Origin of the sequence: Salinicola lusitanus, from assembly GCF_003206045.1 — a bacterium.
In the GTDB taxonomy this organism is placed as follows: Bacteria; Pseudomonadota; Gammaproteobacteria; order Pseudomonadales; family Halomonadaceae; genus Salinicola; species Salinicola lusitanus.
Map to the genome: position 1 here is coordinate 365,228 of NZ_PZJM01000003.1, position 24,817 is coordinate 390,044.

The following is a 24,817-nucleotide window of genomic DNA, read 5'->3' on the forward strand; positions in this document are numbered from 1 at the left end:
CCGTTGACCGCGACCGACGTTTTTCGCTGTCAACGGCTTGGAATCGGCGACATGACGTGCAATATGGGGCAACTCTCTTTCCCAAGCCTTGGATTGCCCCCTTGATGCCCGACAACGCCGCCGGACCTCGCGAGATCGTGGATCTCGCCGCCCACCACTTGACCCTGCTGGGCACTGCCCACGTTTCCCAGGCCAGCGCCGACGAGGTGCGCGAGCTGATTCGCTCCGGCGAGTTCGATGCCGTCGCGATCGAGCTTTGCACCTCGCGTCATCAGAGCCTGGTCCAGCCCAACGCCATGGCCAAGCTCGACCTGTTCCAGGTTCTCAAGCAGGGCAAGGCCGGCATGGTTGCCGCCAGCCTCGCGCTCGGCGCCTTCCAGCAACGGGTGGCGGAGCAGTCGGGGATCGAACCCGGTGCGGAGATGCGCACGGCGGTCAAGGAGACCCAACGGGCCGGCCTGCCGCTCTATCTGATCGATCGCGAGATCGGCGTCACCCTCAAGCGCATCTACCAGAACGTGCCGTGGTACAAGCGCTTCAGCCTGATATCCGGTCTGCTCGGCAGCGTGCTGTCGCGGCAGAAGGTCTCCAGCGAGGAGATCGAGAAGCTCAAGCAGGGCGACGTGCTCGAGTCCACCTTCGCCGAATTCGCCGAGCAGTCCCAGACCTTGTACGAACCCCTGATCACCGAGCGTGACCGCTACATGGCGCTCAGGCTGGTGGAAGAACTGCCGGAGGGCGGGACCCAGCGCGTGCTGGTAGTGATCGGCGCCGGCCACCTCAAGGGCATGAAGGCCCACCTCGAGACCCTGAACCAGCATCCGCCCGAGCTGGACAGCGTGATCCAGGAGCGCGCCAATCTGGAGTCGACCGCGCCCCGCGCGCGCTGGTGGAAAGCGATCCCGTGGGTGATCGTCGCCCTGGTGCTGACCGGCTTCGCCATCGGTTTCAGCCGCGATACCGCCTTCGGCTGGTCGCTAGTGGGCGAATGGGTGCTGATCAACGGCAGCTTCTCGGCACTGGGAGCGCTGATCGCCCTGGGTCATCCGCTGACGATCGCCGCCGCCTTCGTCGGCGCCCCGCTCACCTCGCTCAACCCGACCATCGGCGTCGGCTTCGTCACCGCCGGGGTCGAACTCTACCTGCGCCGCCCCACCGTCGGCGACTTCTCGCGCCTGCGCAGCGATGTCAGCCACTGGCGCGGCTGGTGGCGCAACCGCGTCGCCCGCACCCTACTGGTCTTCCTGCTCTCGAGCCTGGGTTCCGCCATCGCCACCTGGGTCGCCGGCCTGCGCATCGCCGGGCAACTGCTGGGCTAGGCCGGGGTGCTCGGCTCGCCCTTCGCGAGCCGAGCACGCGCCGGCGGGGGGCATTCAGCCGCGGGGATGTTGGCCAGCAAAGCGGAAAGTCTCTCACGCTGGGCCGAAATGGCGTCTCCCCGGGCATGCGCCCATAACCGCTTTCGCGCACTCCCCTCCTTTCTCGCTCCCCCTCTTGAAAGCCGTCCGATCACCACCATTTTCTGCTCCGGGTACCGCCGAGACCGCTGATAGCGGGGCCGGGCGCGGGAGATAAAAAATCTCGCCACGTGATGCACTCCCCCTTGAAAGCCGTCTGGGCGACCCTATTTAACATAATGTCGAGAGGGAGCCGACTGGCAGACGGCATCTTGCATGCGTCATCCCCTCGACAGCGGACGCCGCCGAGCGGGTCCGCGAGCGGTGACCCGGGATAGGCCCGGGCCCCCAAGACTTCGCTGTCATTCAGGAGGTTGCACCATGAATACGATGTCTCTTTCTCCGCTGTTCCGCCGTTCCATCGGTTTCGACCGGCTCAACGATCTGTTCGAGACCGCGATGCAGAACGACGTGCCCAGCTATCCGCCCTACAACGTCGAGAAGTATGGCGAGAACGACTACCGCATCGCCGTGGCCACGGCCGGATTTGCCGAGCAGGAACTCGACGTCAACGTCGAAAAGCGTGTGCTCACGATCACTGCCGGCAAGGGCGATCGCCAGCAGGACGACAAGGTGCAGTACCTGCACCAGGGTATCGCCCAGCGCGCGTTCAAGCTGTCGTTCCGCCTCGACGAGAACATCGAGGTCCAGGGCGCCCGGCTCGAGAACGGGTTGCTGATCGTCGACCTGCTGCGGGTGGTGCCGGAAGAGCAGCGCCCGCGCCAGATCCCGATCAACGGCAGCCAGGGCCGTCTGGAGACGCACTCGGCGGATCAAACCGTCGCCGTCTAAGCCAGTGGCGATAGGACCGCGCCGCCGCCATGGCAGCCATGGCGAAGCGCCGCGGTGAAATGGCAACGCCCCCGACGGAGCAATCCGTCGGGGGCGTCGTCGTTGGGGGATCGGCCCGGCTTCAGGGCATCGGGCGAGCCGTTGGCGAGTCGTCCAGCACGCCTTGCGCCCTGGCCATCGCATAGGCCGCCTTGGGCCCATGCCACAGTGTCGGCACCAGCAGCATCGCCACCGGCACGGCGGGGATTACCAGGAACTGCTGGAGCACGCTGACCTGCCCCTCGCCCATGCCCAGCAGTATCGCCGCCATCAGCGCGAAGACGATTCCCCAGAACGCGCGTAGCGCCGATCCGGGATTGTCGTTGCCGGCACAGACGACGGACACGGCATAGCTCATCGAGTCCCCGGTGGTCGCCACGAACACCGTGGTCAGCACCAGCACGGCCAGCGCCATCCAGACACCTCCCGGCAGCGCCTGGGCCACGGTCAGCGTCGCCACGTCGAACTGGAAGTTCTGCAGCGGCTGGCTGAGATCGATCGCGCCCTGGAGCTGGTAGAAGATGCCGGAACCACCCAGCAAGGTGAACCAGACGGTGGTGACCACCGGCGCCATGACCGCCGTGGCGATGATCATCTCGCGCACCGTGCGCCCGCGGGAGATCCGGGTGACGAAGATCGCCATGGGCGGCGCGAAGCCGACGAACCAGGCAAAGAAGAAGACCGTCCACCACTTCATCCAGCTCGGCGAGGCCGTCACCGTGGTCATGGTCGACATCTCGAAGAAATGGCCGAGATAGGTGCCGAAGCCCTGGAACCAGCTATCGACCAGAAACTGGGTCGGCCCGAACAGCAGGATGATGGCACCGATCACCATGGCCAGAATGACGTTCAGGCGACTCAGCACCTGAATGCCACGGTCGATACCGGTCACCGCCGACGTCACGTAGATCGCCCCCAGCGCCGCCAGGATCCCCAACTGCACCTCATAGCCGCGCGGAAAGCCGAACAGGTCGTGGAGACCGAAGCTGACCTGGGTCGCCAGGAAACCCAGCGGCCCGACCGTGCCTGCGGTGACGGCGATCGCGCAGATGGCGTCGACGACGCCACCGAGGAAGCCGCGCACCAGGCGGTCACCGAGTACCGGTGCCAGCAGCGTTCGTGGCTGAAGCGGCATGCCGCGCTGGTAGTGCTGGTGCGAGAGGATCGCGACCGGCAAGGTGCCGAGAATCGCCCAGCCGGTGAATCCCCAATGGAAGAAGGCCTGGGCCAAGGCGTTGGGTACGGCCTCGGCGGTGCCGGGCTGGGAGTCGAAAGCCGGCGGCGTGACCACGAAGTGATAGATCGGCTCACCGGCGGCAAAGAAGACGCCGCCCCCCGCCAGCAGCGTGCACAGAATGATCGACACCCACCGGAAGGTACTCATGTCGGGCCGCTCCTGGGACCCGATTCGCGCCCGCCCGGCCGGGGAGAGCGCCACGCCGATGGCGATGAAGAAGGTCAGCAGCATCAGCCACTGGAACAGGCTGCCGAAGGTTCTGGCCGACCAGGTGAAGCCGATATCGATCACTCGGGCGACGGTATCCGGCGCCACCGCTGATGCCGCCAGAAAGATCAGGATGAAGCCGATGGTCAGCACAAGCACGACGGGATCGCCAAAACGGCCACCCTGCGTCGATGGCACGTTGGTGTCGGAGGTCATATCAGAGGGAGGATTCTTTGGGCATGAAGCGCGCCACCCTACCGACCTTGGTCTAATACCGCAAATTCACCATCACTAATTCAGGTGCTGCTCTACACCAAAATGCCAATGGTGACGGCCTTCGAAACGGTTCTAATCTCAAGGGGAATTTCGCCGCCGATGGGGTAAGGTCCATGAAAAGCACACCGTTCATCACCGAGAGTCTGCTGCAGCGCTGTCGCAGGGAACAGGCCAACCAGTTCCAGCGTGCGCGCCAGAGCTACGACCCCGCCTCGCTTGATGATCGCAAGGAGCTTTCGCTGCTGGTCGAAGAGGCGATTCGGGAGGGGGAAAACTACACCTCGATCGCTCGCGGTCATCAGCACATCGGCCTGACCGAATCGGACCTGTTGGATCTCATCGGCCCCGAGAACGCCATCCGGGAGCGCATCGAGCGATTTCAGCAGATCTGACCCTGTCGCTCAGTTGCCGCAGTGGCGCCGGTACCGCTCGGATTCGGCGCCCAGCGTCACGCGCTCGTTGACCTTGCTGTAGTAGAACGGCGAGAAGGAGTGGTGCTGGCCGGCCACACGATACTCGCCGCAAACGCCGTACCCCTTCTGGATCTCTCTCGTCGCCTGCAGCTCGATCTCGTCTTCGCCACCCAGTTGGCTAGCGATCAGGGACTTGATGTCGTCATCGACCTGGCTGTCCGACAGGGCCTGCCCGCCGAAGATGATGGCGAACGCCAGTAGGATGGCAACGACGGGGATATAGAGATTGTGCATGGAGAAAGCGTCTGGCCGGCGGGGGAAAGCCGATGATAGCGGATCCCGCGATGTTTCGCACAGGCGCGGCGGGCGATGCGTCCACGTGACGCAGTCGATTGCCTCATCCTCGAGAAATGTAATAACATTACAAAATCAACCGAACGGAGAAGTCCATGAAAGCCGGCATCCACCCCGAATATCGTCAGGTGATCTTCCACGACACCAGCGTCAACCAATACTTCAAGATTGGCTCGACCATGACTTCCGACGAGACTATCGAGTGGGAAGATGGCAACACCTACCCCCTCGTCCACCTCGATATCTCCTCCGCGTCCCACCCCTTCTACACCGGCAAGCAGCGCGAGGTCGGCACCGAGGGCCGTGCCGCACAGTTCAAGCGTCGCTTCGGCAGCGTGACATCGCGTCGCCAGAGCTGAATCGCGGGCCGGGCAGCGCACGTCACGGCCGCGCCAGCGGCCGTGACATCCAGCCGGGAGCGGCTCCCGCTTCCTTCAACGCGTCGCGTTATCGGCGTAGCGCGTCGTCACCCCATGAGGCAGCGTTTCCGCCAACCGGAAATTGACCGCTACGATGGGGTCGGGGTCACCCGCCAGCGTCTGGTAATGCGTCACGCAGCCGCACGCGGCGCACCGCAGGAACTCGATCTCCCGGTCACCACGCTGATACGACGCCCTGCCCGCCGCGCCAGTGACGATCTCGACCTCATCAGGGCGAAAATAGCCCCAAAGCGCCATGTAGCGCCGACAGATTCCACAATTGCAGCAAGTCACCTGCGCCGGCTCGGGGGCGAAGAGCCTGACGTTACCGCAGTCGCACTGCAGCTCCATCACTCGGCGAATCCTGTTGGTGGCTGCATCAACTCGACGACGCAACCATCCGGCCCGACGATATACATCACCTTCGTTCCTTTCTTCTCACCTGCCGGTATGGTCTGCACCTCGCCCTGCGCCTGCCAGCCGTGAAGACCGACGCTGCCGAGAGTGGCCTCGATGTCGTCGACATCGAGCGCGAGATGAGCCACTCCCTGGCTGTAACCGTCGCTGCGTGGAGCCTCGGCTTCAAGTGCATACTCCAGCAGCTCGACAGGAAAGCCATCGATGTCGACGATGGCCATTTTCACGGTCGTGTCTGGCGCACCGGTCACATGGGAGAGAAACGAGCCGGACATCTCGCCTTGGCGAACCAGCGTGGCACCGAAACATTCGCACCAGAACCGTATCGATGATTCCAGAGAGCGAACGCTGAAACCGACATGATTGACTCGGGGAGCCGCCGGGTGACGGAGATTGGGCATGAGACCTCCTGGAGGGCGCAACGATCGCTACGAAACGTTCCAGCCCCATGTTCACCGACTGTAGACGCAAAAACACCAAGGCCCGCGTTAGCGGGCCTTGGTGCTGGAATCTCTATCGCGCTAGGGCGATGGATCTACCGAAAGTCTTAGAGCGGCTTGATGTTAGCAGCCTGAAGACCTTTTTTGCCCTGAGTGACGTCGAAAGAAACTTCCTGACCGTCCTGCAGAGACTTGAAGCCGTCGGCTTGGATCTCGGAGAAGTGTGCGAACAGGTCGTCGCCACCGTCTGCCGGAGAGATGAAGCCAAAGCCTTTAGTGTCGTTGAACCACTTAACTGTGCCAGTTGCCATGTTCCGAATTCCTTATGCGCTTAGCGCGTAATTACGATTGCCGGGTGCTACCCGATGTAGTGGGTAAAACAAGGGGATATAACCAGGCTACCGAATGATTCGAGTGCAACTGACAATATGCGACTTGCTAACCAACTGATCGCCAGTCTGCGCCGTCATGGACGGATAGTCAACAGGTGTGTTGGTCGTAAGACGAAAATCTTGCCATCTCGGCCTAACGTCCTCATTTTCCAGCGCATCGCAACCCGGCTCGCCAGTCGTGACCACCTCACCCCGGAACCGCGGGCGTCTCCACCTCTTCGGTTATCGCGCTGACCAGGCCGCGAACCGCACTCGAGTGACGCTGTCGCCCGGTGCGGAGGAGGTAGACGATCGGCGGCGGCTCGGGAAATGGCGCCTGCACCACCTCCATCTCCGGCGTCACATGGCGGCGGTTCAACAGCGTCACGCCCAACCCCGAGAGCACTGCCGACTTCACGCCGGCAATGCTTGCGCAGGTCATGACGGTCGTCAGTCCCGGGGAGCTCGCCTGCCCCGCCTCCATCGCCCACCGGCGATAGAAACAGTCGTCATCGAAGGCGACGAACGGAATCGAACGGGTCATGTCCAGGCTCCAGTCCCGGGACTTCACCCAGTGCAGTGGCTCTCTGGCGACGACGGTGTCGGACGCTCGCTGACGATGCTCGAACACCTGCATGAAGCCGACGTCGATCTCGCCCCGGTCGAGCTGCCCCTCCAGGGCGAGACTCTGGCCGACGTGGGTCCGCACCGCGACGTCCGGATGCCGTCGGGCGAATCGCCCCAGGATACGGGCCACGCCGCCGCTGGTCGTATCCTCGGTCACGCCGAGCCTAACCGTTCCGCGCAACGGCTCCGTTCCCAGGGAGGAGACCGCCTCGTCGTGCAGATCCAGAATGCGCCGGGCATAGCCCAGCAGCTTCTCGCCTTCCGGGGTCAACAGACTCGCCCCGCTGCGCCTAGTCAGCAGCTCGCAGCCGATCGCCATCTCCAGCCGGCGGATCTTGTGGGAGATCGCCGACTGGGACAGCGCCAACGACTGCGCCGCCCGCGTGATCCCGCCCGTCTCCACGATCGCTGCCAGCGCCTGCAGCGCTCCTAGCTCCAGCCTCGCGCTCACGCTTTCCGCTCCTCGACCTGCGGGTCCCGGCCACGATAGCGGCGACCCAAATCATGACAAAAATAGATTGTTTTCATCATATAACGCATTTGCGTCATGCGAGAAGTTTTCGCAAGCTCATCGACACCCACCCAATGCGGAGCCGAACCATGAACCCGATCGCGACCGACAATGTATTGATCGATGGCCAGCGTATCGCCCACGGCGTCTACGGACAGGGCGAGCCCATCGTGCTGCTGCACGGCACGCCCTCCTCCTCCCTGATCTGGCGTAACGTCCTGCCCCGGCTGGTCGAGGCCGGCTATCGCGTCCATCTCTTCGACCTGCTGGGTTACGGCCACTCCGAGCGCCCCCGGGACCCATCGATCGATACCTCGATCTCGGCCCAGGTCTCGGTGCTGGAGGCCCTGATGGACCACTGGGGGCTGGAGGCGGCACATATCGTGGCCCACGACTTCGGTGGCGGCATCGCCCAGCGCCTCGGCGTGTTTCACCCGCAACGCTTGCGGTCGCTGACACTGATCGATGTCGTCAGCTACGACAGCTATCCCTCGCCCAGGACCCGCCAGCAGATGGCCGCGGGGCTGGAGCGACTGATCAAGGTGCCCGAGGACGAACACCGCGCGCACTTCCGGGAATGGCTGTTGACCGCAGTCCACGACCCGCGGCGCCTCGAGGCATCCGCGCTCGCGACCTACCTCGACTTCATCAGTGGGCCCATCGGCCAGGCCAGCCTGTTCCAGCATCAGATACGCCACTACGACCCGAAGCACACCATGGAGGTCGCCGCCCGGCTGCCGGAGCTCGGGAGAATGCCGGTCAAGCTGATCTGGGGCGCGGAGGACGCCTGGCAGAGCGTCGACTACGCCCATCGGCTGCATGCCGACATACCGGGGTCGGATCTCAGCGTCCTCGAGGCGTGCGGCCACTTTTCACCCGAGGACCGGCCGGAAGAGATCGCCCGCCTGGTCATCGAGTTTCTGAAGCGCTGACGACGAGACGGCTCAGCGCCCGGCGTCATCCCCGGGCTGTGCCGACGCGGAAATCCTCGTGGTGACATCCTCCTGGCCGAAGTTATCGGCCAGGAAGTCGATCAACTGGCGCACGGCCGGCAGCAGGCCACGGCGCGACGGGAAGATCGCCTGGACCACGCCATCGCGGGGCACCCAGCTCGGTAGCACATCCACGAGACTGCCCTCGGCGATATCCGGCCCCGCCACCAGCATCGGCAGCTGCACGACCCCCAGGCCCGCCAGGGCCGCGCGGCGCAGGGTGACCATGTCGTCGGTCACCAGTCGCGGGCGATGATCGATCAGCGTACTCACCCCATCCGGCCCTTCGAGGCACCAGGTATGGCCCGTGCCCGGCCGCTCCCAGTCGAGGGACGGCAAGCCGTGGAGGTCCCCCGGCACCGCCGGGCGGGCGAAACGCTCGAACAGCGCGGGCGACGCCATCAGGCGCTGCGGGCTGCGGGAGAGCACGCGCTGGCTGAGATCGCTGTCCTCGATGGGCGGGAATCTCACCCGAATCGCCAGATCGAACCCCTCGCGGACCACGTCCACGCGCCGGCCGCTCGCCTCCAGCTCGACCCGGACCAGCGGATGCCTCGCCATGAACGCGGTGAGCAAGTCACCCACGATGAAGCAGAGCAGCCCCGGCGGGCAGCTCATCCGCACCAATCCCTGGGGTTCGGAGATCGAGCGGTCGATGGTCTCCTGGGCCGCCTCGGCCTCCACCACCATGGCGGCGCAGTGATCGTAGTAAGCCCGCCCCAGATCGGTGACGGCGAGGCTGCGGGTGGTGCGGTGGATCAGGCGCACGCCGATGCGAGCCTCGAGTTCGGCCACGCGCCGGCTCAGCTTGGACTTCGGCACCCCGATCGCCCGGCTCGCCGGTGCGAAGCCGCCATGCTCCACCACCTGGACGAAGTAGTAGAGGTCGTTGAGATCCTGCATATGATCGTTCCATGAGTGAGACGCTGCGTTGGATTTTACCCCGCTAATCACTCGAATGTCCTACCTGTAAATTCGACCTATCGATTCAGCCCATCACCGCCTGCCTTCGACACGGCCGGATGCTGGGTGACGCATCGCCCGAGGAATCATCGAAAAACGGGAGGTCAGGATGAAAAACATCACCGGTATCTACTCCGCGCCTCGAGCCCACTGGGTCGGCAACGGCTTTCCCGTGCGCTCGCTGTTCACCTACGAACGCCTGGGCGCGCATCACGTCACGCCGTTTCTGATGCTCGATTACGCCGGGCCGAAAGAGTTCAAGCCGGCAGTCAAGCCACGCGGGGTCGGGGCCCATCCCCATCGCGGCTTCGAGACGGTGACCATCGTCTACGAGGGCGAAGTCGAGCATCGGGACTCCACCGGCAGCGGCGGCGTCATCGGCCCGGGCGATGTCCAGTGGATGACGGCCGGCAGCGGCATCGTCCACGAGGAGTTCCACTCCCCGGCGTTCACCGCGCGTGGCGGGCGCTTCGAAGTGGTCCAGCTGTGGGTGAACCTGGCGGCTGCGGACAAGTCGGCGCCCCCGGCGTATCAGTCGCTGAAGGCCGCCGAGATCCCCCGCCTCGAACTGGCGGAAGGCGCGGGACAGTTGGCGGTGATTGCCGGTGAAGTCGCCGGAAAGCGCGGCCCGGCGCGAACGTTCAGCCCGGTCAACGTCTGGGACCTGCGTCTGAACCAGGGCGGCGCCACCACGCTCGACGTGCCGGAGGGCCACACCACGATGATCGTCGTGCTCAGCGGCACCGTGCAGCTCAACGGCGCCAAGATCGTCCGCGATGCCGAGCTCGCCCTGTTCGCACGCGAAGGCCGCGAGATCGTGGTCGAGGCCAACAACGACGCCAAGCTGCTGGTGCTGACCGGTGAGCCGATCGAGGAACCCGTCGTCGGTTACGGACCGTTCGTCATGAACTCGAACGAGGAGATCGAAGAGTCGATCCGCCAGTTCCAGGCCGGAAAGTTCGGCGCCACGGCGTAAAGGATTCGGGTGCTCTCGGGAGCGCCCGATAACTCGCGGGATATCGACGCCGATATCCCGCCGCTTCCCAAAAGAAGGAGATGCGTGATGGCCTATTCCTACCAGAGACTCGACAAGAACGATGTCGCCGTGCTGATGATCGATCACCAGGCCGGCCTGTTGTCGCTGGTTCGCGACTTCGGTCCCGACGAGTTCAAGAACAACGTGATGGCGCTTGCCGATATCGCCGAGTTCTTCGACCTGCCGACGATCCTGACCACCAGCTTCGAGGATGGCCCCAACGGCCCGTTGGTGCCGGAACTGAAGGCGAAGTTCCCCGGTGCGGCCTATATCGCCCGCCCCGGCCAGATCAACGCCTGGGACAACGAGGAGTTCGTCCAGGCCGTCAAGGATACCGGCAAGAAACAGCTGTTGATCGCCGGCGTGGTCACCGATGTCTGCGTCGCCTTCCCGGCCCTGGCCGCGCGCGAAGCAGGCTACGAGGTCTTCGTCGTCACCGATGCTTCCGGCACCTTCAACACGACCGTGCGCGACGCCGCGTGGAGCCGCATGTCCCAGGCCGGCGTGCAGTTGATGAACTGGTTCTCGGTCGCCGGCGAACTGCACCGCGACTGGCGTAACGACATCGAGGGCTTCGGCGGCATTCTCGCCAGTCACCTCCCCCACTACTCGAATCTGATCCAGAGCCGCGATGCGACGCTGAAAAGCTAGCCGAGCACTGCAACCACGCTGCCGTCGCCGGTCCACCCGGCGCGGCAGCCTTTCTGCGCGTGGGTTTCACGCCCAAGAGGCCTCGCGAGCGTAGTTCGGTAGTTCACACGCCAGGGAACGAGACGACAGGCCACGTTGGCGCCCGACCCTGGACATTCGCCCGCCGGACCGCACGGTGCCGACTACGCCAGCGCGGTCTTGCCCACCAGCACCACGCCGAAGACGATCAGCATCATGAGGACCACCTTGCGGAAGGACTCGGCGTCCATCCGCTGACGCACGGCCCCGCCAAGCCGAGTGCCGAAATAGACCGGCACCAGCCCGGCCAGCGAAATCCAGATCGAATCCGCCGTCATCAAACCGAGCTTCGCCAGCCCCAGCGCCATGATCAGGCTCGACAGCGTGAAGGAGATATTGATCGCCTGGATGAACCGCTTCGGATCGAGCCGCAGCGCCAGCAGGAACGGCAGAATCGGCATCACTTGCGAGCCGGTCGTGCCGTTCACCAGCCCGGTCAGGAATCCCGAGACCGGTGCCAGCTTGCGCCCCAACCGATCCGATAACGGCCGCCCGGGCCGAAACAGCGTGAACGCCCCGTAGACGACCAGCACGACACCGAGTATCGCGCCGGCCACGAGGCTATCGATGAGATCCAGCACGGCGAGACCGAGCAGCAGGCCGGGAACGGTCGCCAGGAACATCGGCCAGAAGCGCCGCAGCGTCTCGCCGAAGTGCCCCGCCTGCCGCATCACGATGAGATTGCTGACCAGCGAAGGGATGATCACCAGCGGCATCCCCGACTTCAGCCCCAGGCCCAGCGCCAGGATAGGCAGCGCGGAGGTCGAGAAGCCGAGGCCAGTGGCGCCCTTGACGAAGGCCGCCACCAGATAGGCAAAGGCGATGATAAAAATCGTTTCGAGATTCAAGAGCGTTTCGACATTGACGACGCATCCCTGCAGGCGGAGGACCGAATGGCCGATTGGACAGAGAGTGTGCGCCGCGCCTCGCGGGCTGGCAATTTGACCAATGCCGAATTGCCCGCCTCAGGGGAAGACTTTTTCGAAGCGCTCCAAGACCACGGCGCTATCGAAGTTAAATGTATCGCCGAGCCGTTCGGCTTCTCTTTCGAAGAACTGGATATGAGCCCGCCTCCATTCTTCATAGGTTCTGTCGCCTTCCCCTTCGAGATAGGCAAACTCCTCCGGAACTCGATCGAAGGGCGCGATCTGGACGTCCGTCGTCCTGACGATACACACTGGCCACTGGCGCCAATCAAGGACAACGGTCAACTTGCCAGCCACAGGCAAGTCCTCCCCCTCGATCTGATAAGACTTCAGCAACCCGCAGCTCGCTCGCTTAATGCCTGTGGCGACAAGATGCGCGCAGGCATTGGCATTGACTTCGTTATCACAAAAATGCTCGGCGCCTATCGCGGGTATCGAAAGACGCTCAGCCTCGCTCAATGCCGCGAGATAGCGTAATAACATTCGATGCGGCTCATGAGTCATAACATTCCACGCCTTGCATTCGGGTTTCGCCGTACCGGGCTTTGACCACCACGACACGTCACGATTGCGGCAGCGAGATCCCTAGCGCATCAGTATCGGAAACCGTCATCGCGAAATTCTCCAGGGCCAGCATGCTGCCGTTCGAGAGCTTCCAGTCGTAGAAATCCGAGAAATCGCCCTTGGACAGTGCCCGGATCACCTTGGCAACGACACCGTGTGCCACGAGCAAGATATTGTTCGTGGGATATCTCGATGCCAGCTCGGACAAGCCGCCGCGAACTCGCGCCACAATCTCATGAATTGACTCACCGCCATCTGGCGCGGCATCCCATTGGCGAGTGATGTTCCTGGCCCAGAGCCCCGGGTATCTCTCCCTCGCCTCGGCTTGAGTCAGCCCTTCGAAAACGCCAACGCTTCGCTCTCGGAAGCAGTCCATTATCTCGACGGGAAGCCCTCGCTCCTCATTGAGGATCATGGCCGTTTCCCTGGCCCTCAGCTTCGGTGAAACAATGATGACGTCGAGTGCTTCCGGCAATCGCCCACCAAGCGCCTCGGCCTGCTGCCGACCCAGAACGGTCAGTTCTGGATCAAGGGCTCCAAGGTAACGTTGTTCGGCATTGGCCCAGGTTTCCCCGTGCCGCACGACGTATAAGTGCATGATATCCCTCTCGGCAGCTCGACCCTCGCAGTGTAATCATTTCGAGCCGTCCCCGTCGGGGGATCACGGCGTGACGAATTCGCACCCAGGCAGCGAAGTCGGAGCGGGACTGGTGATGCCTCCAGCGCCATGGAGAAACGATCCTTATCAACGGACTGCAGACCGCCACAAGGCGAGAAACGTCCGCTGCAGGATCGTTCAAGATTCGCCGCCTTCAACGCTCTAGCCTATCGACCCAACCGGAACTGATCATCGATGAGGCAGAGAGATGGAGATCGTTTTGTACGCGTTCACCGTGATGTACACGCCCGGCCCGGTGAACCTGCTGAGCCTGAACGAGGGGCTGAGCGCTTCGCTCAGGAAGACGTGGGGGTTCTTCGCCGGCGTGGCACTGGCGATCTTCTGCTGGTTCGCCGTGATCGGTTTCGCGGGCCAGATCCTGATTGTCCGGGACCTGGTCCCTTACATCGCGCTGGCCGGCAGCGCCTATATTCTCTACCTGGCGTTCAAGGTATTCACCTCGACCCCGACGACGACCGGGGATCGGGAAGGTCTACGTTCAGGGCGGTTGAGCTTCGCCAATGGATTCTTCATGCAACTGCTCAACCCGAAGAACTCACTCGTCGTCATCCCGATCACTACGGTGATGTTCCCGGGCCGAGGAATCACCGGCACAGCGTTGATCGGCTGTTCGGCGCTCATCGCGCTGGGCGGCGGTGGCGCTCCCGCGCTCTACTTCTGGGCTGGCAAGATCGTTGGCAAGCAGATCCATCAACCGAGATACTTTCGACTCTGCAACCGGATCATGGCGATTCTGCTCGTCGTGGTCGCAGCGATGATGTTCTTCGATTACGTTGTCGTACCGCTGCTATGACAGGAACCGCCATGGCCGATAACAGTGCCGACTGGTGCATCGTGGGCTCGCCTTCTCGTATCGAGCGTCTGGAGGCGCGCTTTCAGGGTCATGCCTACGACACCCACCGCCACGACACCTTCGCCATCGGCATCACGCTGGATGGGGTGCAGAGCTTCCACTACCGGCGCGACTATCGGCACAGCCTGCCCGGCACCGTCATGGTGCTCCACCCGGACGAGGCTCACGATGGCCACGCCGGCGACGAGCACGGGTTTCACTACCGCATGCTCTACATCGCCCCGGCGCTGATCCAGACCGCGCTGGGCGGCAGGACCCTGCCCCACATTGCCGGCGGCCTGTCGACGGACCCGCGATTGAGGGATGCCGTCCGCTTTCTCCTGACCTCGGTCGAGGCGCCTCTGGATGCGCTCGAGGAGGAGAACGGCATTGCCGACCTGGCCGCCGTGCTGGAAGCCAACAGCGATACCCGGATCGCCCGCTCGCGAACGACACCCGACTACCGCGCGGCAAGCCGGGTTCGGGACTATCTCGATGCCCGCACTCAAGAGGGCGTGACGCTGGACGATCTCGAGTCGATATCCGGCCAAGAGCGCTGGACGCTCTCCCGCGACTTCCGCGCGCTGTTCGGCACCAGCCCCTATCGCTACCTCACGCTACGTCGGCTGGATCTCGCCAGGCAGTGCATCGCCACCGGCATCAGCCTCAGCGAAGCGGCGCTCTTGGCGGGATTCGCCGACCAGAGCCACATGACCCGCGCCTTCGGTCGCGCCTTTGGCATAACGCCCTCGCGATGGCGATCACTACTTCGGCGGGGTTGAAGCTTTCCAACCCAGCTTTCCGATTAGTTCACATCAAGATTTGGTAGTTGGCACAAAGCAGGATTATACAACATACCCAAGCTACTGTTTTTAACTTTTAACGAGCAGCATCTAATAGCTATATCTTAAGGTATGACTTTTAACACCAAGGACTTCTTAAACTTGGTAGCACATCAAACTTACGGTACCACCAGACCACGGAACCGCGGCTCCCTGGCTCCCTGGCTCCCTGGCTCCCTGGCTCCCTGGCTCCCTGGCTCCCTGGCTTCCTGGCTTCCTGGCTTTAGGCTAACTGACCCGCTGCTCAGGAATAGTCAACGAATATATATTTTCTTGAAAGGAATTGGATATAAGAAATAGCAACTCCTGAGTCAGCTTTATGTGATTTTCAAGATCTAGAGTGTGTAGATCTGGATCATCACCATGGGCAATACTGTGCCTCCACCCCACTAACTCCTTGTCAATACGAATACGAAACCTTTGAAACGGAGAAAGATCAAAGCCTAACAAATCATAATTTTGCCTGAGCTTTTGAAAGTTAAGATTGGACCTAGACAAAACCACACTTTCATCAAAGCAATCAAACCCGCTTTCAATAGCCGACTTCAATCCATCCACAAAACGCCCACCTGCTTCAATAGAATAGTTTCTATCACGCAAGGACTGTAAACTTGGGGTCAACACTCCCAACAGCATTCCCCACGACACCTCACTAACTTTGACGCTCGAAGACTTAAGGAAAGATATATAGAAGCGTGCGCATTCGTTATAAAACCCTTCCCAGTGAGAGTAAGTTAATACTATTAGCGCTTTAGAATGGACACCATAAATTGAGTACTCAGACGCCTGCGCCATTTTCGTTTTAACCTCCGAAAGCTCTTTCACTCTTCGAAGTCTAGCAGCATCAATCTTTTCAAGGACAGATAACGCATTACTCATCGGGACAAAACCATTTTTGCCCAAATGGCACTGTTCGAAGTATTCTAGTTGTACCGCGAAGACCAGACGCACTTAATTCAGCCACTTCTCTCTGCCGCCAAAAGCCATCTACCCTTTCCTGTACAAAAGCTTCAGCGTCATCAAGTGCCGATATTGCCATCCTGTTTCTAGCCACACCGACAAGTATCCCCTCTAATGCACGAAGAGAAAATCGTTTCGCAATACCTTCGTGCGCTTCCGCATGCGGCAGTAATGCCTCACCACCAAAAATGCGATGCAGCAAATTGACACTCCACAAAACTTTATCAATCACTTCATCACAACTCTCACTTATAATAACATCAAGAATAGCTCTATCTAGAAACTCTTGGACATCTAACTTAGGATCGAGCTCTCTGAAAGTGAGCGAAATCGCTCTAACAAGATACTCAATATCCTTTTGTTTCTCTTTCTGATCATCGGTTATATTAAAAAGATGACCAAATTTTTCAGACTGGGCGATTTCTTTAATACGTCGAGTAGCATCTTTATTTGCAAGAACCATTGAACAAGTTCTTACCTCTTGCTCATTTGCATACTCGCCACCCCTATTGAGACGTTGAAACAAATCAAATTTTGTCTTAGGGTCACTCGGATGCTTTAAAACCTGAAAATCAATGCGCGCACGGCGAAAAAACAGCTGCAGAGACTTCTCTAGCGTTGTTTTTCCCTCTACGCTTTCCGACCAACTCACACCATCCAAAGAAGGCAGATAAATCGCACTAGTCAAACTCGAGGCTGCTAGCAACTTAGTTCTATCCTCAGGATCTCTCAAAACACCTAAAAACTCCAAAATCGTGGATATTCTTTGAAGCCCATCAATCAGTTCCCATGTCCCATCACTATTTTCAAAAGCGAATGCTGGTGGCAATGGAATCCCAATAAGTATCGATTCAATAAAAGCAGTTTTCTTCTCAATATTCCAACGAAAAAGCCTTTGAAAATCAGGGATTATATCCAACTCCTCCTGACTATACATTGATGAAATTTCACCAATTGATATCTGCACACTATCTGTTATTACATTTCTTTTTGCTTCTTCAAGCTCGTCCTTCAACATAGGACCTCCAAGGCCTTGGATCTACTTTACAGATCTCACACTCATCCAATATCGACTGACTTTAATTCTCTACATTCCCAATACAGGAATGTCCAGGATACACGAAGCAAAGCTAAGAATGCACAGCGCGTCAATCTGCCACATTCTGTTTCACTTCTCTATACCCCCCACCTATCGTCGCGCATGCTGCAAAACGCATCATTCCGCACCATTTTTCAGACCCCCTGATCACCCCGTCGCCTCAGCACTGGCGCGCCCTAGCGCCCATTGCAACGCTGCATCAAAACCGACCCATTTAGCGCGCAGGCGGGGCGGGGAGTCGACAGCGCGCCGGCAGGTTGCGGCGAGATAAGGGCAGGATGGTGGCCACAGGGGCGCGGTCACCACTCGCCGCTGTTACTGCGACAGCGACTCGATGATTTTGCAGTCGGCCACGGTGTCCGCCTGGCAGCACTGCTCGAGCCGGTCGAGTTCCCGTTCCAGTTGCTGTAGATCCTTCAGCCTGGCCCTGACCCGCTCCAGTTGCTCGTGGATGATCGAGTCGACCTGCCCACAGGGTGCGCTCTGGTCATCGGCGAGCCCGAGCAGCGATTTCACGTCTTCCAGGCTCAACCCCAGGTGGCGGGCGCGCTTGATGAAGATCAGGCGATCCCGCTCCCGATCCGTGTAGAGGCGATAGCCGCCCTCGGTTCTGGTCACCGGCGAGACAAGCCCCGCGCTCTCGTAGTAGCGGATGGTCACCGCCTTGGTGTCGGTCGCCTTGGCAAGCTGACCGATGGTGATCTGCGCCTCCATGATGCTTGACCCTATAGCGGCTAGAACCTTCATGCTAGCAGCCAATCATTCGAGGAGGCACTGGCATGGACTCTTGCTGCGAGAACAAGGCTGGCGAGCTGGCACAATTGCGGGGCGCGCAGGCCAAGGTGCTGTATTGGGTACTCGGTATCAACGGCTCGATGTTCGTGATCGAGTTCGTGGCGGGCTGGCTGATCGGGTCGACGGCACTGCTGGCTGACTCGCTCGATATGTTCGGCGATGCCACCGTCTACGTGCTGACGCTATACGCCCTGCACCGAAGTGACCGAACACGAGCCGGTGCGGCGCTGGTCAAGAGCCTGTTCATGTTCGTTTTCGGTCTGGCGGTCATTGCCGAGGCGGTCCACAAGAGCGTGGTAGGCAGCGTCCCCGAAGCCGGGGCGATGGGCATCATGGGTTTGCTGGCGCTGGCGGCCAACACCATCTGTTTCATCATGCTGCTGCGCTACCGCTCGGCGGATCTCAATATGCGTTCGACCTGGCTCTGTTCGCGCAACGATCTCATCGCGAATACCAGCGTGGTGCTGGCCGCCATCGCCGTCGGCGTGACCGGCTCGCTCTGGCCGGACGTGATCGTCGGCCTGGCCATTGCGGCGCTGTTCCTGCATTCGGCTTGGCAGGTCTCCAGCGAGGCATGGGGAGCGTGGCAAGGTGCGAAGCCGGTCATGGCAACTGACTCCGCGCGCCCATCGAGCGAGCCGGCGAACGAGACCTGCTGCAAGGCCCACTCGTCATGTTGTCAATGAGGCGGAGTCGGCATTGCCTTGGAAGAAGTCGAGGAGCGCGCTGGCCAGCGCCTCCGGCGCTTCCTCAGCCATATGATGGCCACAGTCGAGCCCATGCCCCACTAGCGATGTCGTCCAGGGACGCCACACCTCCAGCACGTCGCCATAGAGCCGTTCCAGGTCGTCACGTAATGACCAAAGCACCATGGCCGGGCACTGGATCCGTCTGCCCTGCTCGCGGTCCTCGCGGTCGTGCAGGTGATCCACGCTCAGGCCGGCGCGGTAATCCTCGATCATGCCGTGGACAGTTGCGGGATCGTGAATGGCTCTATGGAAGTCGGCGAATGACGCTTTCCCCATCGCTTCGGGATCGCCGCCGTACCAGGCATCCGGATCGGCCAGGACGGCTCGCTCTGGCTTTTCAAACTGCGCGAAAAAAAACCAGTGCCACCACTCGGTGGCGAATCGCGCATCGCATCGTTCCAGCGCCTCGAGAATCGGCACGCCATCGAGAATGACGGCTTTTTCGATAGCCTCGGGATGATCCATCGCCGTGCGGAAGGCCGTGTAACTACCTCGGTCGTGGCCGACGATGGAGAAGCGGTCGAAGCCGAGGTGCCGCATCAGCTCGATGCAGTCCCGCGCCTTGGCGCGTTTGGACGATCCGGAGTGGTCGGGTGTGTCGGCGGGCTTGGAAGACTCTCCGAAACCTCTCAAGTCGGGGCAGACGACGGTGTGGTGAGCGGTCAGTAGCGGCGCTACGCGGTGCCAGGTCGTGTGCGTCCGCGGATGGCCATGCAACAACAGGATCGGCGGTCCGGATCCGCCATACCGCACTCTCAAGGTCGCTTCGGACAGCGCTACCCTCTCCAACTGAAACCCTTCAAACATCACGCCCCATCCTTGTCCGTGATTGGCACGGATTCAGGGTAGTCGCAACGCCCCCCGTTCGCTCACCGGGAGAGAGGGGGGGTTCCGGGGTTAGGGCACTACGCCGGGTCTCTCTGTGACGGACGAGGTCATGTCCAAAGAGGTGGCAGCAATCTGGCCGCTATCTGCTTGGCTCGCTCGACAGGCTCGAGATTGCCCTCTCGCAGCACGCCCATGACGGCACCATCGATAAGCAGTTGAAAGTCGCGGGCGAGTTCGTGACTCGGTGAGTGGCCGGCTTGCTCGAGCACTCGAGCCATGATCCGTATCTGCGCCAGCTTGTGCTCTCTGGCGATGCGATGGGTCTCGCTACCACGGTCGGCGGCTTCCACCATGGCGTTGATGAAGGCACAGCCTCGAAAGTCGGCTTGTCCGTAGCGCTCGGCGATGACATCGAACACACCGAGGGGCGAGCTGTCATTGGCGGCGAGACCTGCCTCGAGTGATGCCAGGGCCATCTCATTGCGGTGACGTAGCACGGCATGGACCAGCGCATCCTTGCTGTCGAAGTGACGATAGAACGACGCGCGTCCCACGCCGGAGGTTTCTATCAACTCGCTGATGCCGACCGTATTGATGCCTCGTTGATAGAAAAGCGCTTCCGCCGTCGCTATCAGTCGTTCACGAGCCTGTATCGGCATGGCTGCTCCTCTCTACGATCTTGACAGTGAATGGTAATGATCAGTACCGTTTAACGCAAACGGTACTGATCGGTTCCGTAACGGGGCTAGCATGTTGCGGTCGCTATCGCTCTGAGAAGAGCGTATTCGGAGATGAAGAGGCTCATGTCGCAAGTCGCCACACTCGCTATCACGGCCATGCTCTTGTTCGGCTCCCCGGGGCCGGGGCCAATGACCATCGTGGCGACATCCGCCACCTTTGGCGTCCGCAAGACGCTCTCGCTCTATGCGGGCATTCTGACCGGGCTGGCGGTCTCGATGGTGGCCGCGGCCCTGGGCCTGGCAGCGCTACTGGCGGCCTGGCCCAGTGCAAAGCTGACGCTGCAAATCGTGGGCGGGCTCTACGTGCTCTATCTCGCCTACCGCATTGCGTCCACGCCACTCGACATCAACGCAGCCGAAGGCGCCCGCCTGACGATGCGCGATGGCGTTCTCCTCAACGTGCTCAACCCCAAGTCCTACGCGGTGTTACTGGTGATCTACTCTCAGTTCTTACTGCCGCTATCGCCGACGGCTATCGCTTACGTTGCCACCATGGGGGTTTGCCTGGCGGTTGCCGTCTTCACCAATATCTTCTGGATGTGCGTCGGTGGCGCCATTCGGCCGCTCGTGCAGCGCCCTCTCTTCTCCCGATTGCTCCGCCTTGCCTTCGCAATGCTGATGATCGGGGCAGTCTCCTGGGCTTTCGTTCAGAGTTGAGTTCCCATTCATCATCCGACTGAGCCTTGGCCGATAACGTCAGGTCGTGAACGGTCACTCGACCGACGCCAGGATTTGGCGACACACAGAGCGCGGTCAGGCCGCGTCCCAATTCAGGTGCCTCTGGACCGATCGGTGGCAATTGCCTTGACGGCCCACTCTTCCGACGTGATCGCATAGCGCTCATGATCTCTCCACTCCCCATCGATTTTCAGGTACCGCGGCGAATACCCCTCCAACCGAAAGCCCAGGGATTTGATCAAGCCAGCCGAGCGCTCGTTGCCCGGCTGAATATTGGCCTCCAGTCGATGCAGCTCGTGCTCGCCGAAGGCGCGGGAAACCACGGCGCTCAACGCTTCCTTCATCAGCCCTTTGCCCTGGTTCGGGCTGAACGCGTAGTAACCGAGATACGCCGACTGGAGCGCGCCGCGAACGATCTCGTTCAGGTTGATACAGCCGACCAAGGTGCCGTCTCTCGTCCTGGCGAGGTAGCTGTAGTGAGTCTCCGTCGAGTATCGACGCAGGTAATCAGCGTACTTCTCCGGTGTATCCGGTGGCGCAACCCATCTGCCCAGGAGGGATTCACTGCGCTGAACGGCGGCCAGGAACGCCGCCCTGTGTGCCGCGCCGGGCTGGAAGATTTCCACATTCATCATCGTGAAGACCAAGGTTTGTCGTGACTCCTCTTGAGAGCTTGGCTCCGGCGCGAGGAAGAGGTGGTTGGGAAAAGTCGTTCATGTCTGCCGCGCCCAAATTTCCCCAGCGCCACCGGCCGCGTGTAGGCTGGCGAGCACGGTCGACCAGAGGATGCGCTATTGGAACTGAAAGACATCGCCAAAGAGCAATTTTGCGAAGCGGCAGATGTGCTGGCTCGCTTCAGTCAGGATGAAACCCAACTGGAGGCCGTCACGCAAGCGGCGGAGCTGTTGGCGGCACGCTTCAAAGCCGGTGGAAAAGTGCTCGCCTGCGGCAATGGCGGTTCACACTGCGACGCCATGCATTTCGCCGAAGAACTCACCGGGCGCTTTCGGGAGAATCGCCGGGGCTTGCCGGCCATCGCCATTTCCGACCCGAGCCATCTCTCCTGCGTCGCCAACGACTTCGGCTATGAGCACGTCTTCTCGCGCTATGTCGAAGCGGTCGGCATGGAAGGCGATGTACTCTTCGGGCTTTCGACCTCCGGCAACTCCGCCACCATCATCAGAGCCGTCGAAGCGGCCCGAGCGAAGAAGATGCTCGTCATTCTACTGACCGGCAAGGATGGCGGCAGATTGGCGGGTCTGGCGGACGTGGAGATTCGTGTGCCCCACTTTGGCTACGCCGACCGGATTCAGGAGATCCATATCAAGGTGATCCACACCATCATTTTGATGGTCGAGAAACTGTTGGAGTGAGAGGCGAGACCGCTCCCCATTCGCTCGCCACGACCAGGTCGACAACGGCATCAAGCGTCAGCCGCGTGAGACGGTGACGATCCCGGCCAACAGCATGGCCCCGCCGACCAGAAAACTGACGGTCAACGGTTCATCAAGCAGTAGTGCGCCAAACATCACCCCGAAGATGGGCGACAGAAACGAGAACACCCCCAGCTGCGATGCCCAGTACCGGCGCAGTAGCGCGAACCACAGCAGCAGGGCCGCGCAGGAGATCACCAGCGTCTGGAAGGCCAGGCTGGTAACGGCGATCCAGCTGAATCGTATCGCCGCGAGATCGCCGCTGAACAGCGCCACCGGCAACAACAGCACGCCCGCGGTCAGCAGTTGATAACCTTGGGTCTGCAGCGGCGGCGCCTCCGACAGCGAGGTACGCCGCAGCACCAACGTCGTGGCCGCCCAACTCATGCCCGCCAGCAGCCCGAAGATATCCCCCACCAACATGGCACCCGCATTCGCGCCCTCGCCGCTGGGCGCCATGGCGAGCACCAGGCCCGCAAAGGCCAGCGCCATGCCCCACCACTGGCGCTTGGCCAGCTGTTCTCCAGGTACCAGGAAATGCAGCCCCAGGCCTGCGAATACCGGCGCGGTATACAGGAAGACCGACATGTGAGATGCGGTGGTGTAGTGGAGCCCCAACGCCACGAACACGAACTCGAAGGTAAAGCCCAGACCAACCAGTATCCCCGGCCCGAGGCCCGCCACGAAATCACGCCACTGGATGCCTCGCAGGGCCGCCAGCCCCCATATGAGAATGGCCGCCAGCATCGAACGCAGCGCGATCTGAGTCAGCGGCGCAATGTCCGCCGCTGCCGATTTGATCGCCACCTGCTGCAGGCCCAGCGCCACACAGAACAGCACCATGCCCGCACCGGCCGGCACATCGATGGCACGACGCGTCGGTAACGCCGTTGCGGCTGTGGATGATGCGGAAGAACAAGACATGGGGCCTCTCCCTCGGTACGGCTCACACAGGCATCGGCGATATCTGCACCGCGCCTGGAAAGCCGATGAATCAGGTAGGGAAGTGGACCATTTGCCGCCTGGGCCGCCAAGCGATTATCTTGCAGGGCCAGACTCAGGAAAACTCAACTCATGAAGATCGAACGCCTGCCTCTCAATGGCCTGCGTGCCTTTGCAGCAGCCTCTCGCGAGGGCAGCTTCAAGGTGGCGGCAGACCGACTTGGAGTCACGCCTGGGGCGGTCAGCCGTCAGATCAAGCAGCTCGAGGAGCGTCTGGCGGTGACGCTGTTCGAGCGCCATGCCAACGGTGTCAGAACCACGGCCGCCGGAAGACGCCTCGCCGAGGATGTCGATGCCGGTTTGGCCCGTATCGCGGCCGGCATGGAAGCGATCGCCAATATCACGCCTGACATCACTCGCCTGCTGCTCAGCGCACCGCCCTCTTTCACCCAGCTGTGGCTGCTGCCACGGTTGGCCGATTTCGAACTCCGTCATCGCCAACTGGAGATTTCGATCGACGCCAGCCAGGCGCTCAGCGAACCCAGTTGGCACGATACGGACGCCCGTCTGGCGCTGCGCTACGGCCGGCCTCCCTGGCCCGGCGTCAGTACGCTGCCACTGTTCGGGGATGTACTGGTCCCGGTCTGCTCGCCGACATTGCTCGACCACCGGCCCATCGAACAGCCACACGACCTGCTGGCACACACCTTGTTCGATGTCTGCTGGTCGACGTCGGGGAGTGGCGGCTTTCCGAACTGGAGAGACTGGTTTGCCGCGGCGGGCCTGGCCGGGCAGCCGCTTCCAACCTTGCGTCACTACTCGCTGTATGGCCTCGCTCTGGATCAGGTCATCGCCGGTCGCGGCCTGATCCTCGCCAGCCTGCCGGTGGTCGCGGATCGCCTGGTCAGCGGCATCCTGACCTGCCCGTTCGGCGATCGATGGATGCTGCCGTCTCCGTTCCGGTATGAGCTGGTCATTCCCGACAACGGCAAGCCACCGGAAGGTATTCGCGAGTTCATCGACTGGCTGCTCGACGAGGCCCGTCAGTTCAGCCTGACCACCCCCGGCATGCCGGAGCCGTAAGTCACCTGTATGCGCTTGGTGGCTTGCACCGGCCACGCCTGCCTCGCCCAAGGTTTGAGCTTCGGGGTACAGGCTGGGTTTCTCGATCCGGCGGGCGGCCAGGGACGTCCTGGTATCGCGCTCGAGTGCGAACAGGCGATAGAGCACACGCGATACCACGAGGTTACCGCATGAACCGGAAATGACGAGGAACGGCGGGAAAGAGAGCGTCTCGAATATCGCTGCATGTCGGCAGCTCGCGAGAGAAGTCGTCGACGAGGAACTGGCGCCCGAAGCAGGACTCGAACCTGCAACCCACGGCTTCGAAGGCCGGTACTCTATCCAATTGAGCTATTCGGGCGCACGGCGCAGAAGATAACATTGCTCGGGCCTCCGATGCGAGTGCGA

Annotated in this window: 30 protein-coding genes and 1 tRNA gene; 13 read left to right on the forward strand and 18 right to left on the reverse strand. The window is 61.5% G+C overall.

From position 1 onward, the window contains the following. Window positions 1–104: 104 nt before the first annotated feature. The gene (locus tag DOM45_RS05405) at window positions 105–1,319 is read left to right on the forward strand and encodes a TraB/GumN family protein (RefSeq protein WP_110598499.1); all 1,215 of its coding nucleotides are present in this window, start codon (window positions 105–107) and stop codon (window positions 1,317–1,319) included. Between the two features lie 459 nt (window positions 1,320–1,778). Next, window positions 1,779–2,249: an Hsp20 family protein gene (locus DOM45_RS05410; RefSeq protein WP_110598500.1), complete on the forward strand. Its 471-nt coding sequence runs from the start codon at window positions 1,779–1,781 to the stop codon at window positions 2,247–2,249. A 121-nt stretch (window positions 2,250–2,370) separates the two neighbouring features. On the opposite strand, the gene DOM45_RS05415 is transcribed toward DOM45_RS05410, so the two are convergent. Further along, a complete protein-coding gene (locus tag DOM45_RS05415) occupies window positions 2,371–3,948 on the reverse strand; it encodes a BCCT family transporter (RefSeq protein WP_110598501.1) in 1,578 nt (525 codons plus the stop codon). A gap of 173 nt (window positions 3,949–4,121) precedes the next feature. On the opposite strand from DOM45_RS05415, the gene DOM45_RS05420 reads away from it, so the two are divergent. Beyond that, on the forward strand, window positions 4,122–4,400 hold the full coding sequence (locus DOM45_RS05420) for a hypothetical protein (protein WP_110598502.1): 279 nt from the start codon (window positions 4,122–4,124) through the stop codon (window positions 4,398–4,400). A gap of 9 nt (window positions 4,401–4,409) precedes the next feature. Here the strand turns inward: DOM45_RS05420 and DOM45_RS05425 are convergent, their stop codons facing one another. Next, window positions 4,410–4,715: a hypothetical protein gene (locus tag DOM45_RS05425; protein ID WP_110598503.1), complete on the reverse strand. Its 306-nt coding sequence runs from the start codon at window positions 4,713–4,715 to the stop codon at window positions 4,410–4,412. Window positions 4,716–4,870: 155 nt separating this feature from the next. On the opposite strand from DOM45_RS05425, the gene DOM45_RS05430 reads away from it, so the two are divergent. Beyond that, on the forward strand, window positions 4,871–5,134 hold the full coding sequence (locus tag DOM45_RS05430) for a type B 50S ribosomal protein L31 (protein ID WP_110598504.1): 264 nt from the start codon (window positions 4,871–4,873) through the stop codon (window positions 5,132–5,134). 75 nt (window positions 5,135–5,209) lie between these two features. Here DOM45_RS05430 and DOM45_RS05435 read toward each other — a convergent pair whose 3' ends face one another. From DOM45_RS05435 to DOM45_RS05450, 4 genes are all read right to left on the reverse strand, one after another. Further along, window positions 5,210–5,545 (reverse strand): GFA family protein, encoded by a 336-nt coding sequence (locus tag DOM45_RS05435; RefSeq protein ID WP_110598505.1) that lies wholly within the window; start codon window positions 5,543–5,545, stop codon window positions 5,210–5,212. Further along, entirely contained in the window at window positions 5,545–6,012 is a 468-nt protein-coding gene (locus tag DOM45_RS05440; protein ID WP_110598506.1) for a VOC family protein, read from the reverse strand. The genes DOM45_RS05435 and DOM45_RS05440 overlap by 1 nt, the downstream gene beginning before the upstream one ends. 146 nt (window positions 6,013–6,158) lie before the next feature. Further along, the gene (locus tag DOM45_RS05445) at window positions 6,159–6,362 is read right to left on the reverse strand and encodes a cold-shock protein (protein ID WP_071229947.1); all 204 of its coding nucleotides are present in this window, start codon (window positions 6,360–6,362) and stop codon (window positions 6,159–6,161) included. Between the two features lie 268 nt (window positions 6,363–6,630). Next, window positions 6,631–7,500, reverse strand: coding sequence for a LysR family transcriptional regulator (locus DOM45_RS05450; protein ID WP_110598507.1), 870 nt, complete (start codon window positions 7,498–7,500; stop codon window positions 6,631–6,633). Window positions 7,501–7,649: 149 nt separating this feature from the next. Between DOM45_RS05450 and DOM45_RS05455 the strand changes: the two genes are divergently transcribed. Next, window positions 7,650–8,492 (forward strand): alpha/beta fold hydrolase, encoded by an 843-nt coding sequence (locus tag DOM45_RS05455; RefSeq protein ID WP_110598508.1) that lies wholly within the window; start codon window positions 7,650–7,652, stop codon window positions 8,490–8,492. A 12-nt stretch (window positions 8,493–8,504) separates the two neighbouring features. On the opposite strand, the gene DOM45_RS05460 is transcribed toward DOM45_RS05455, so the two are convergent. Next, window positions 8,505–9,455, reverse strand: a complete 951-nt coding sequence (locus DOM45_RS05460) for a LysR substrate-binding domain-containing protein (protein ID WP_110598509.1) — start codon at window positions 9,453–9,455, stop codon at window positions 8,505–8,507. A gap of 169 nt (window positions 9,456–9,624) precedes the next feature. Between DOM45_RS05460 and DOM45_RS05465 the strand changes: the two genes are divergently transcribed. Further along, complete coding sequence (locus tag DOM45_RS05465) at window positions 9,625–10,491, forward strand: pirin family protein (protein ID WP_110598510.1); 867 nt, start codon at window positions 9,625–9,627, stop codon at window positions 10,489–10,491. Between the two features lie 87 nt (window positions 10,492–10,578). Further along, entirely contained in the window at window positions 10,579–11,202 is a 624-nt protein-coding gene (ycaC, locus tag DOM45_RS05470; RefSeq protein ID WP_110598511.1) for an isochorismate family cysteine hydrolase YcaC, read from the forward strand. Window positions 11,203–11,384: 182 nt separating this feature from the next. On the opposite strand, the gene DOM45_RS05475 is transcribed toward ycaC, so the two are convergent. The 3 genes from DOM45_RS05475 to DOM45_RS05485 all read right to left on the reverse strand — a co-directional run bounded on the left by DOM45_RS05475 (window position 11,385) and on the right by DOM45_RS05485 (window position 13,368). Further along, a complete protein-coding gene (locus DOM45_RS05475; protein ID WP_110598512.1) occupies window positions 11,385–12,128 on the reverse strand; it encodes a sulfite exporter TauE/SafE family protein in 744 nt (247 codons plus the stop codon). A 117-nt stretch (window positions 12,129–12,245) separates the two neighbouring features. Further along, entirely contained in the window at window positions 12,246–12,689 is a 444-nt protein-coding gene (locus DOM45_RS05480) for an ASCH domain-containing protein (protein ID WP_205909396.1), read from the reverse strand. Window positions 12,690–12,768: 79 nt separating this feature from the next. After that, window positions 12,769–13,368 (reverse strand): histidine phosphatase family protein, encoded by a 600-nt coding sequence (locus DOM45_RS05485; protein WP_110598514.1) that lies wholly within the window; start codon window positions 13,366–13,368, stop codon window positions 12,769–12,771. A 268-nt stretch (window positions 13,369–13,636) separates the two neighbouring features. Between DOM45_RS05485 and DOM45_RS05490 the strand changes: the two genes are divergently transcribed. Both DOM45_RS05490 and DOM45_RS05495 read left to right on the forward strand, forming a co-directional pair. Then, on the forward strand, window positions 13,637–14,242 hold the full coding sequence (locus DOM45_RS05490; protein ID WP_110598515.1) for a LysE family translocator: 606 nt from the start codon (window positions 13,637–13,639) through the stop codon (window positions 14,240–14,242). Between the two features lie 11 nt (window positions 14,243–14,253). Beyond that, window positions 14,254–15,063, forward strand: a complete 810-nt coding sequence (locus DOM45_RS05495; RefSeq protein WP_110598516.1) for an AraC family transcriptional regulator — start codon at window positions 14,254–14,256, stop codon at window positions 15,061–15,063. A gap of 288 nt (window positions 15,064–15,351) precedes the next feature. Here the strand turns inward: DOM45_RS05495 and DOM45_RS05500 are convergent, their stop codons facing one another. The 3 genes from DOM45_RS05500 to DOM45_RS05510 all read right to left on the reverse strand — a co-directional run bounded on the left by DOM45_RS05500 (window position 15,352) and on the right by DOM45_RS05510 (window position 17,896). Further along, window positions 15,352–16,002 (reverse strand): MAE_28990/MAE_18760 family HEPN-like nuclease, encoded by a 651-nt coding sequence (locus DOM45_RS05500; protein ID WP_110598517.1) that lies wholly within the window; start codon window positions 16,000–16,002, stop codon window positions 15,352–15,354. Then, complete coding sequence (locus tag DOM45_RS05505; protein ID WP_110598518.1) at window positions 15,995–17,101, reverse strand: DUF262 domain-containing protein; 1,107 nt, start codon at window positions 17,099–17,101, stop codon at window positions 15,995–15,997. Before DOM45_RS05505 ends, DOM45_RS05500 begins: the two co-directional genes overlap by 8 nt. A 396-nt stretch (window positions 17,102–17,497) precedes the next feature. After that, the gene (locus DOM45_RS05510; RefSeq protein ID WP_240612295.1) at window positions 17,498–17,896 is read right to left on the reverse strand and encodes a MerR family transcriptional regulator; all 399 of its coding nucleotides are present in this window, start codon (window positions 17,894–17,896) and stop codon (window positions 17,498–17,500) included. Between the two features lie 65 nt (window positions 17,897–17,961). Here DOM45_RS05510 and DOM45_RS05515 point away from each other — a divergent pair, with 65 nt between their 5' ends. Next, window positions 17,962–18,663: a cation efflux transmembrane domain-containing protein gene (locus DOM45_RS05515; protein WP_110598520.1), complete on the forward strand. Its 702-nt coding sequence runs from the start codon at window positions 17,962–17,964 to the stop codon at window positions 18,661–18,663. On the opposite strand, the gene DOM45_RS05520 is transcribed toward DOM45_RS05515, so the two are convergent. Both DOM45_RS05520 and DOM45_RS05525 read right to left on the reverse strand, forming a co-directional pair. Further along, window positions 18,649–19,533, reverse strand: coding sequence for an alpha/beta fold hydrolase (locus tag DOM45_RS05520; RefSeq protein ID WP_110598521.1), 885 nt, complete (start codon window positions 19,531–19,533; stop codon window positions 18,649–18,651). The two genes, DOM45_RS05515 and DOM45_RS05520, sit on opposite strands and share 15 nt — an antisense overlap. Before the next feature lie 128 nt (window positions 19,534–19,661). Next, window positions 19,662–20,213, reverse strand: a complete 552-nt coding sequence (locus DOM45_RS05525; protein ID WP_110598522.1) for a TetR/AcrR family transcriptional regulator — start codon at window positions 20,211–20,213, stop codon at window positions 19,662–19,664. A 144-nt stretch (window positions 20,214–20,357) separates the two neighbouring features. On the opposite strand from DOM45_RS05525, the gene DOM45_RS05530 reads away from it, so the two are divergent. Next, complete coding sequence (locus DOM45_RS05530) at window positions 20,358–20,951, forward strand: LysE family translocator (RefSeq protein ID WP_157958352.1); 594 nt, start codon at window positions 20,358–20,360, stop codon at window positions 20,949–20,951. A gap of 113 nt (window positions 20,952–21,064) precedes the next feature. Here DOM45_RS05530 and DOM45_RS05535 read toward each other — a convergent pair whose 3' ends face one another. Further along, window positions 21,065–21,619, reverse strand: coding sequence for a GNAT family N-acetyltransferase (locus DOM45_RS05535; protein ID WP_240612296.1), 555 nt, complete (start codon window positions 21,617–21,619; stop codon window positions 21,065–21,067). 147 nt (window positions 21,620–21,766) lie between these two features. On the opposite strand from DOM45_RS05535, the gene lpcA reads away from it, so the two are divergent. Further along, window positions 21,767–22,345, forward strand: a complete 579-nt coding sequence (lpcA, locus tag DOM45_RS05540; RefSeq protein WP_110598524.1) for a D-sedoheptulose 7-phosphate isomerase — start codon at window positions 21,767–21,769, stop codon at window positions 22,343–22,345. Window positions 22,346–22,402: 57 nt separating this feature from the next. Here the strand turns inward: lpcA and DOM45_RS05545 are convergent, their stop codons facing one another. Further along, window positions 22,403–23,329 carry a DMT family transporter gene (locus DOM45_RS05545; protein ID WP_110598525.1) on the reverse strand — a complete coding sequence of 309 codons (927 nt, stop codon included), beginning with the start codon at window positions 23,327–23,329 and terminating at the stop codon, window positions 22,403–22,405. A gap of 150 nt (window positions 23,330–23,479) precedes the next feature. Here DOM45_RS05545 and DOM45_RS05550 point away from each other — a divergent pair, with 150 nt between their 5' ends. Then, a complete protein-coding gene (locus tag DOM45_RS05550) occupies window positions 23,480–24,430 on the forward strand; it encodes a LysR substrate-binding domain-containing protein (RefSeq protein ID WP_110598526.1) in 951 nt (316 codons plus the stop codon). 263 nt (window positions 24,431–24,693) lie between these two features. On the opposite strand, the gene DOM45_RS05555 is transcribed toward DOM45_RS05550, so the two are convergent. Continuing rightward, window positions 24,694–24,770, reverse strand: a tRNA-Arg gene (locus DOM45_RS05555). Window positions 24,771–24,817 lie beyond the last annotated feature (47 nt).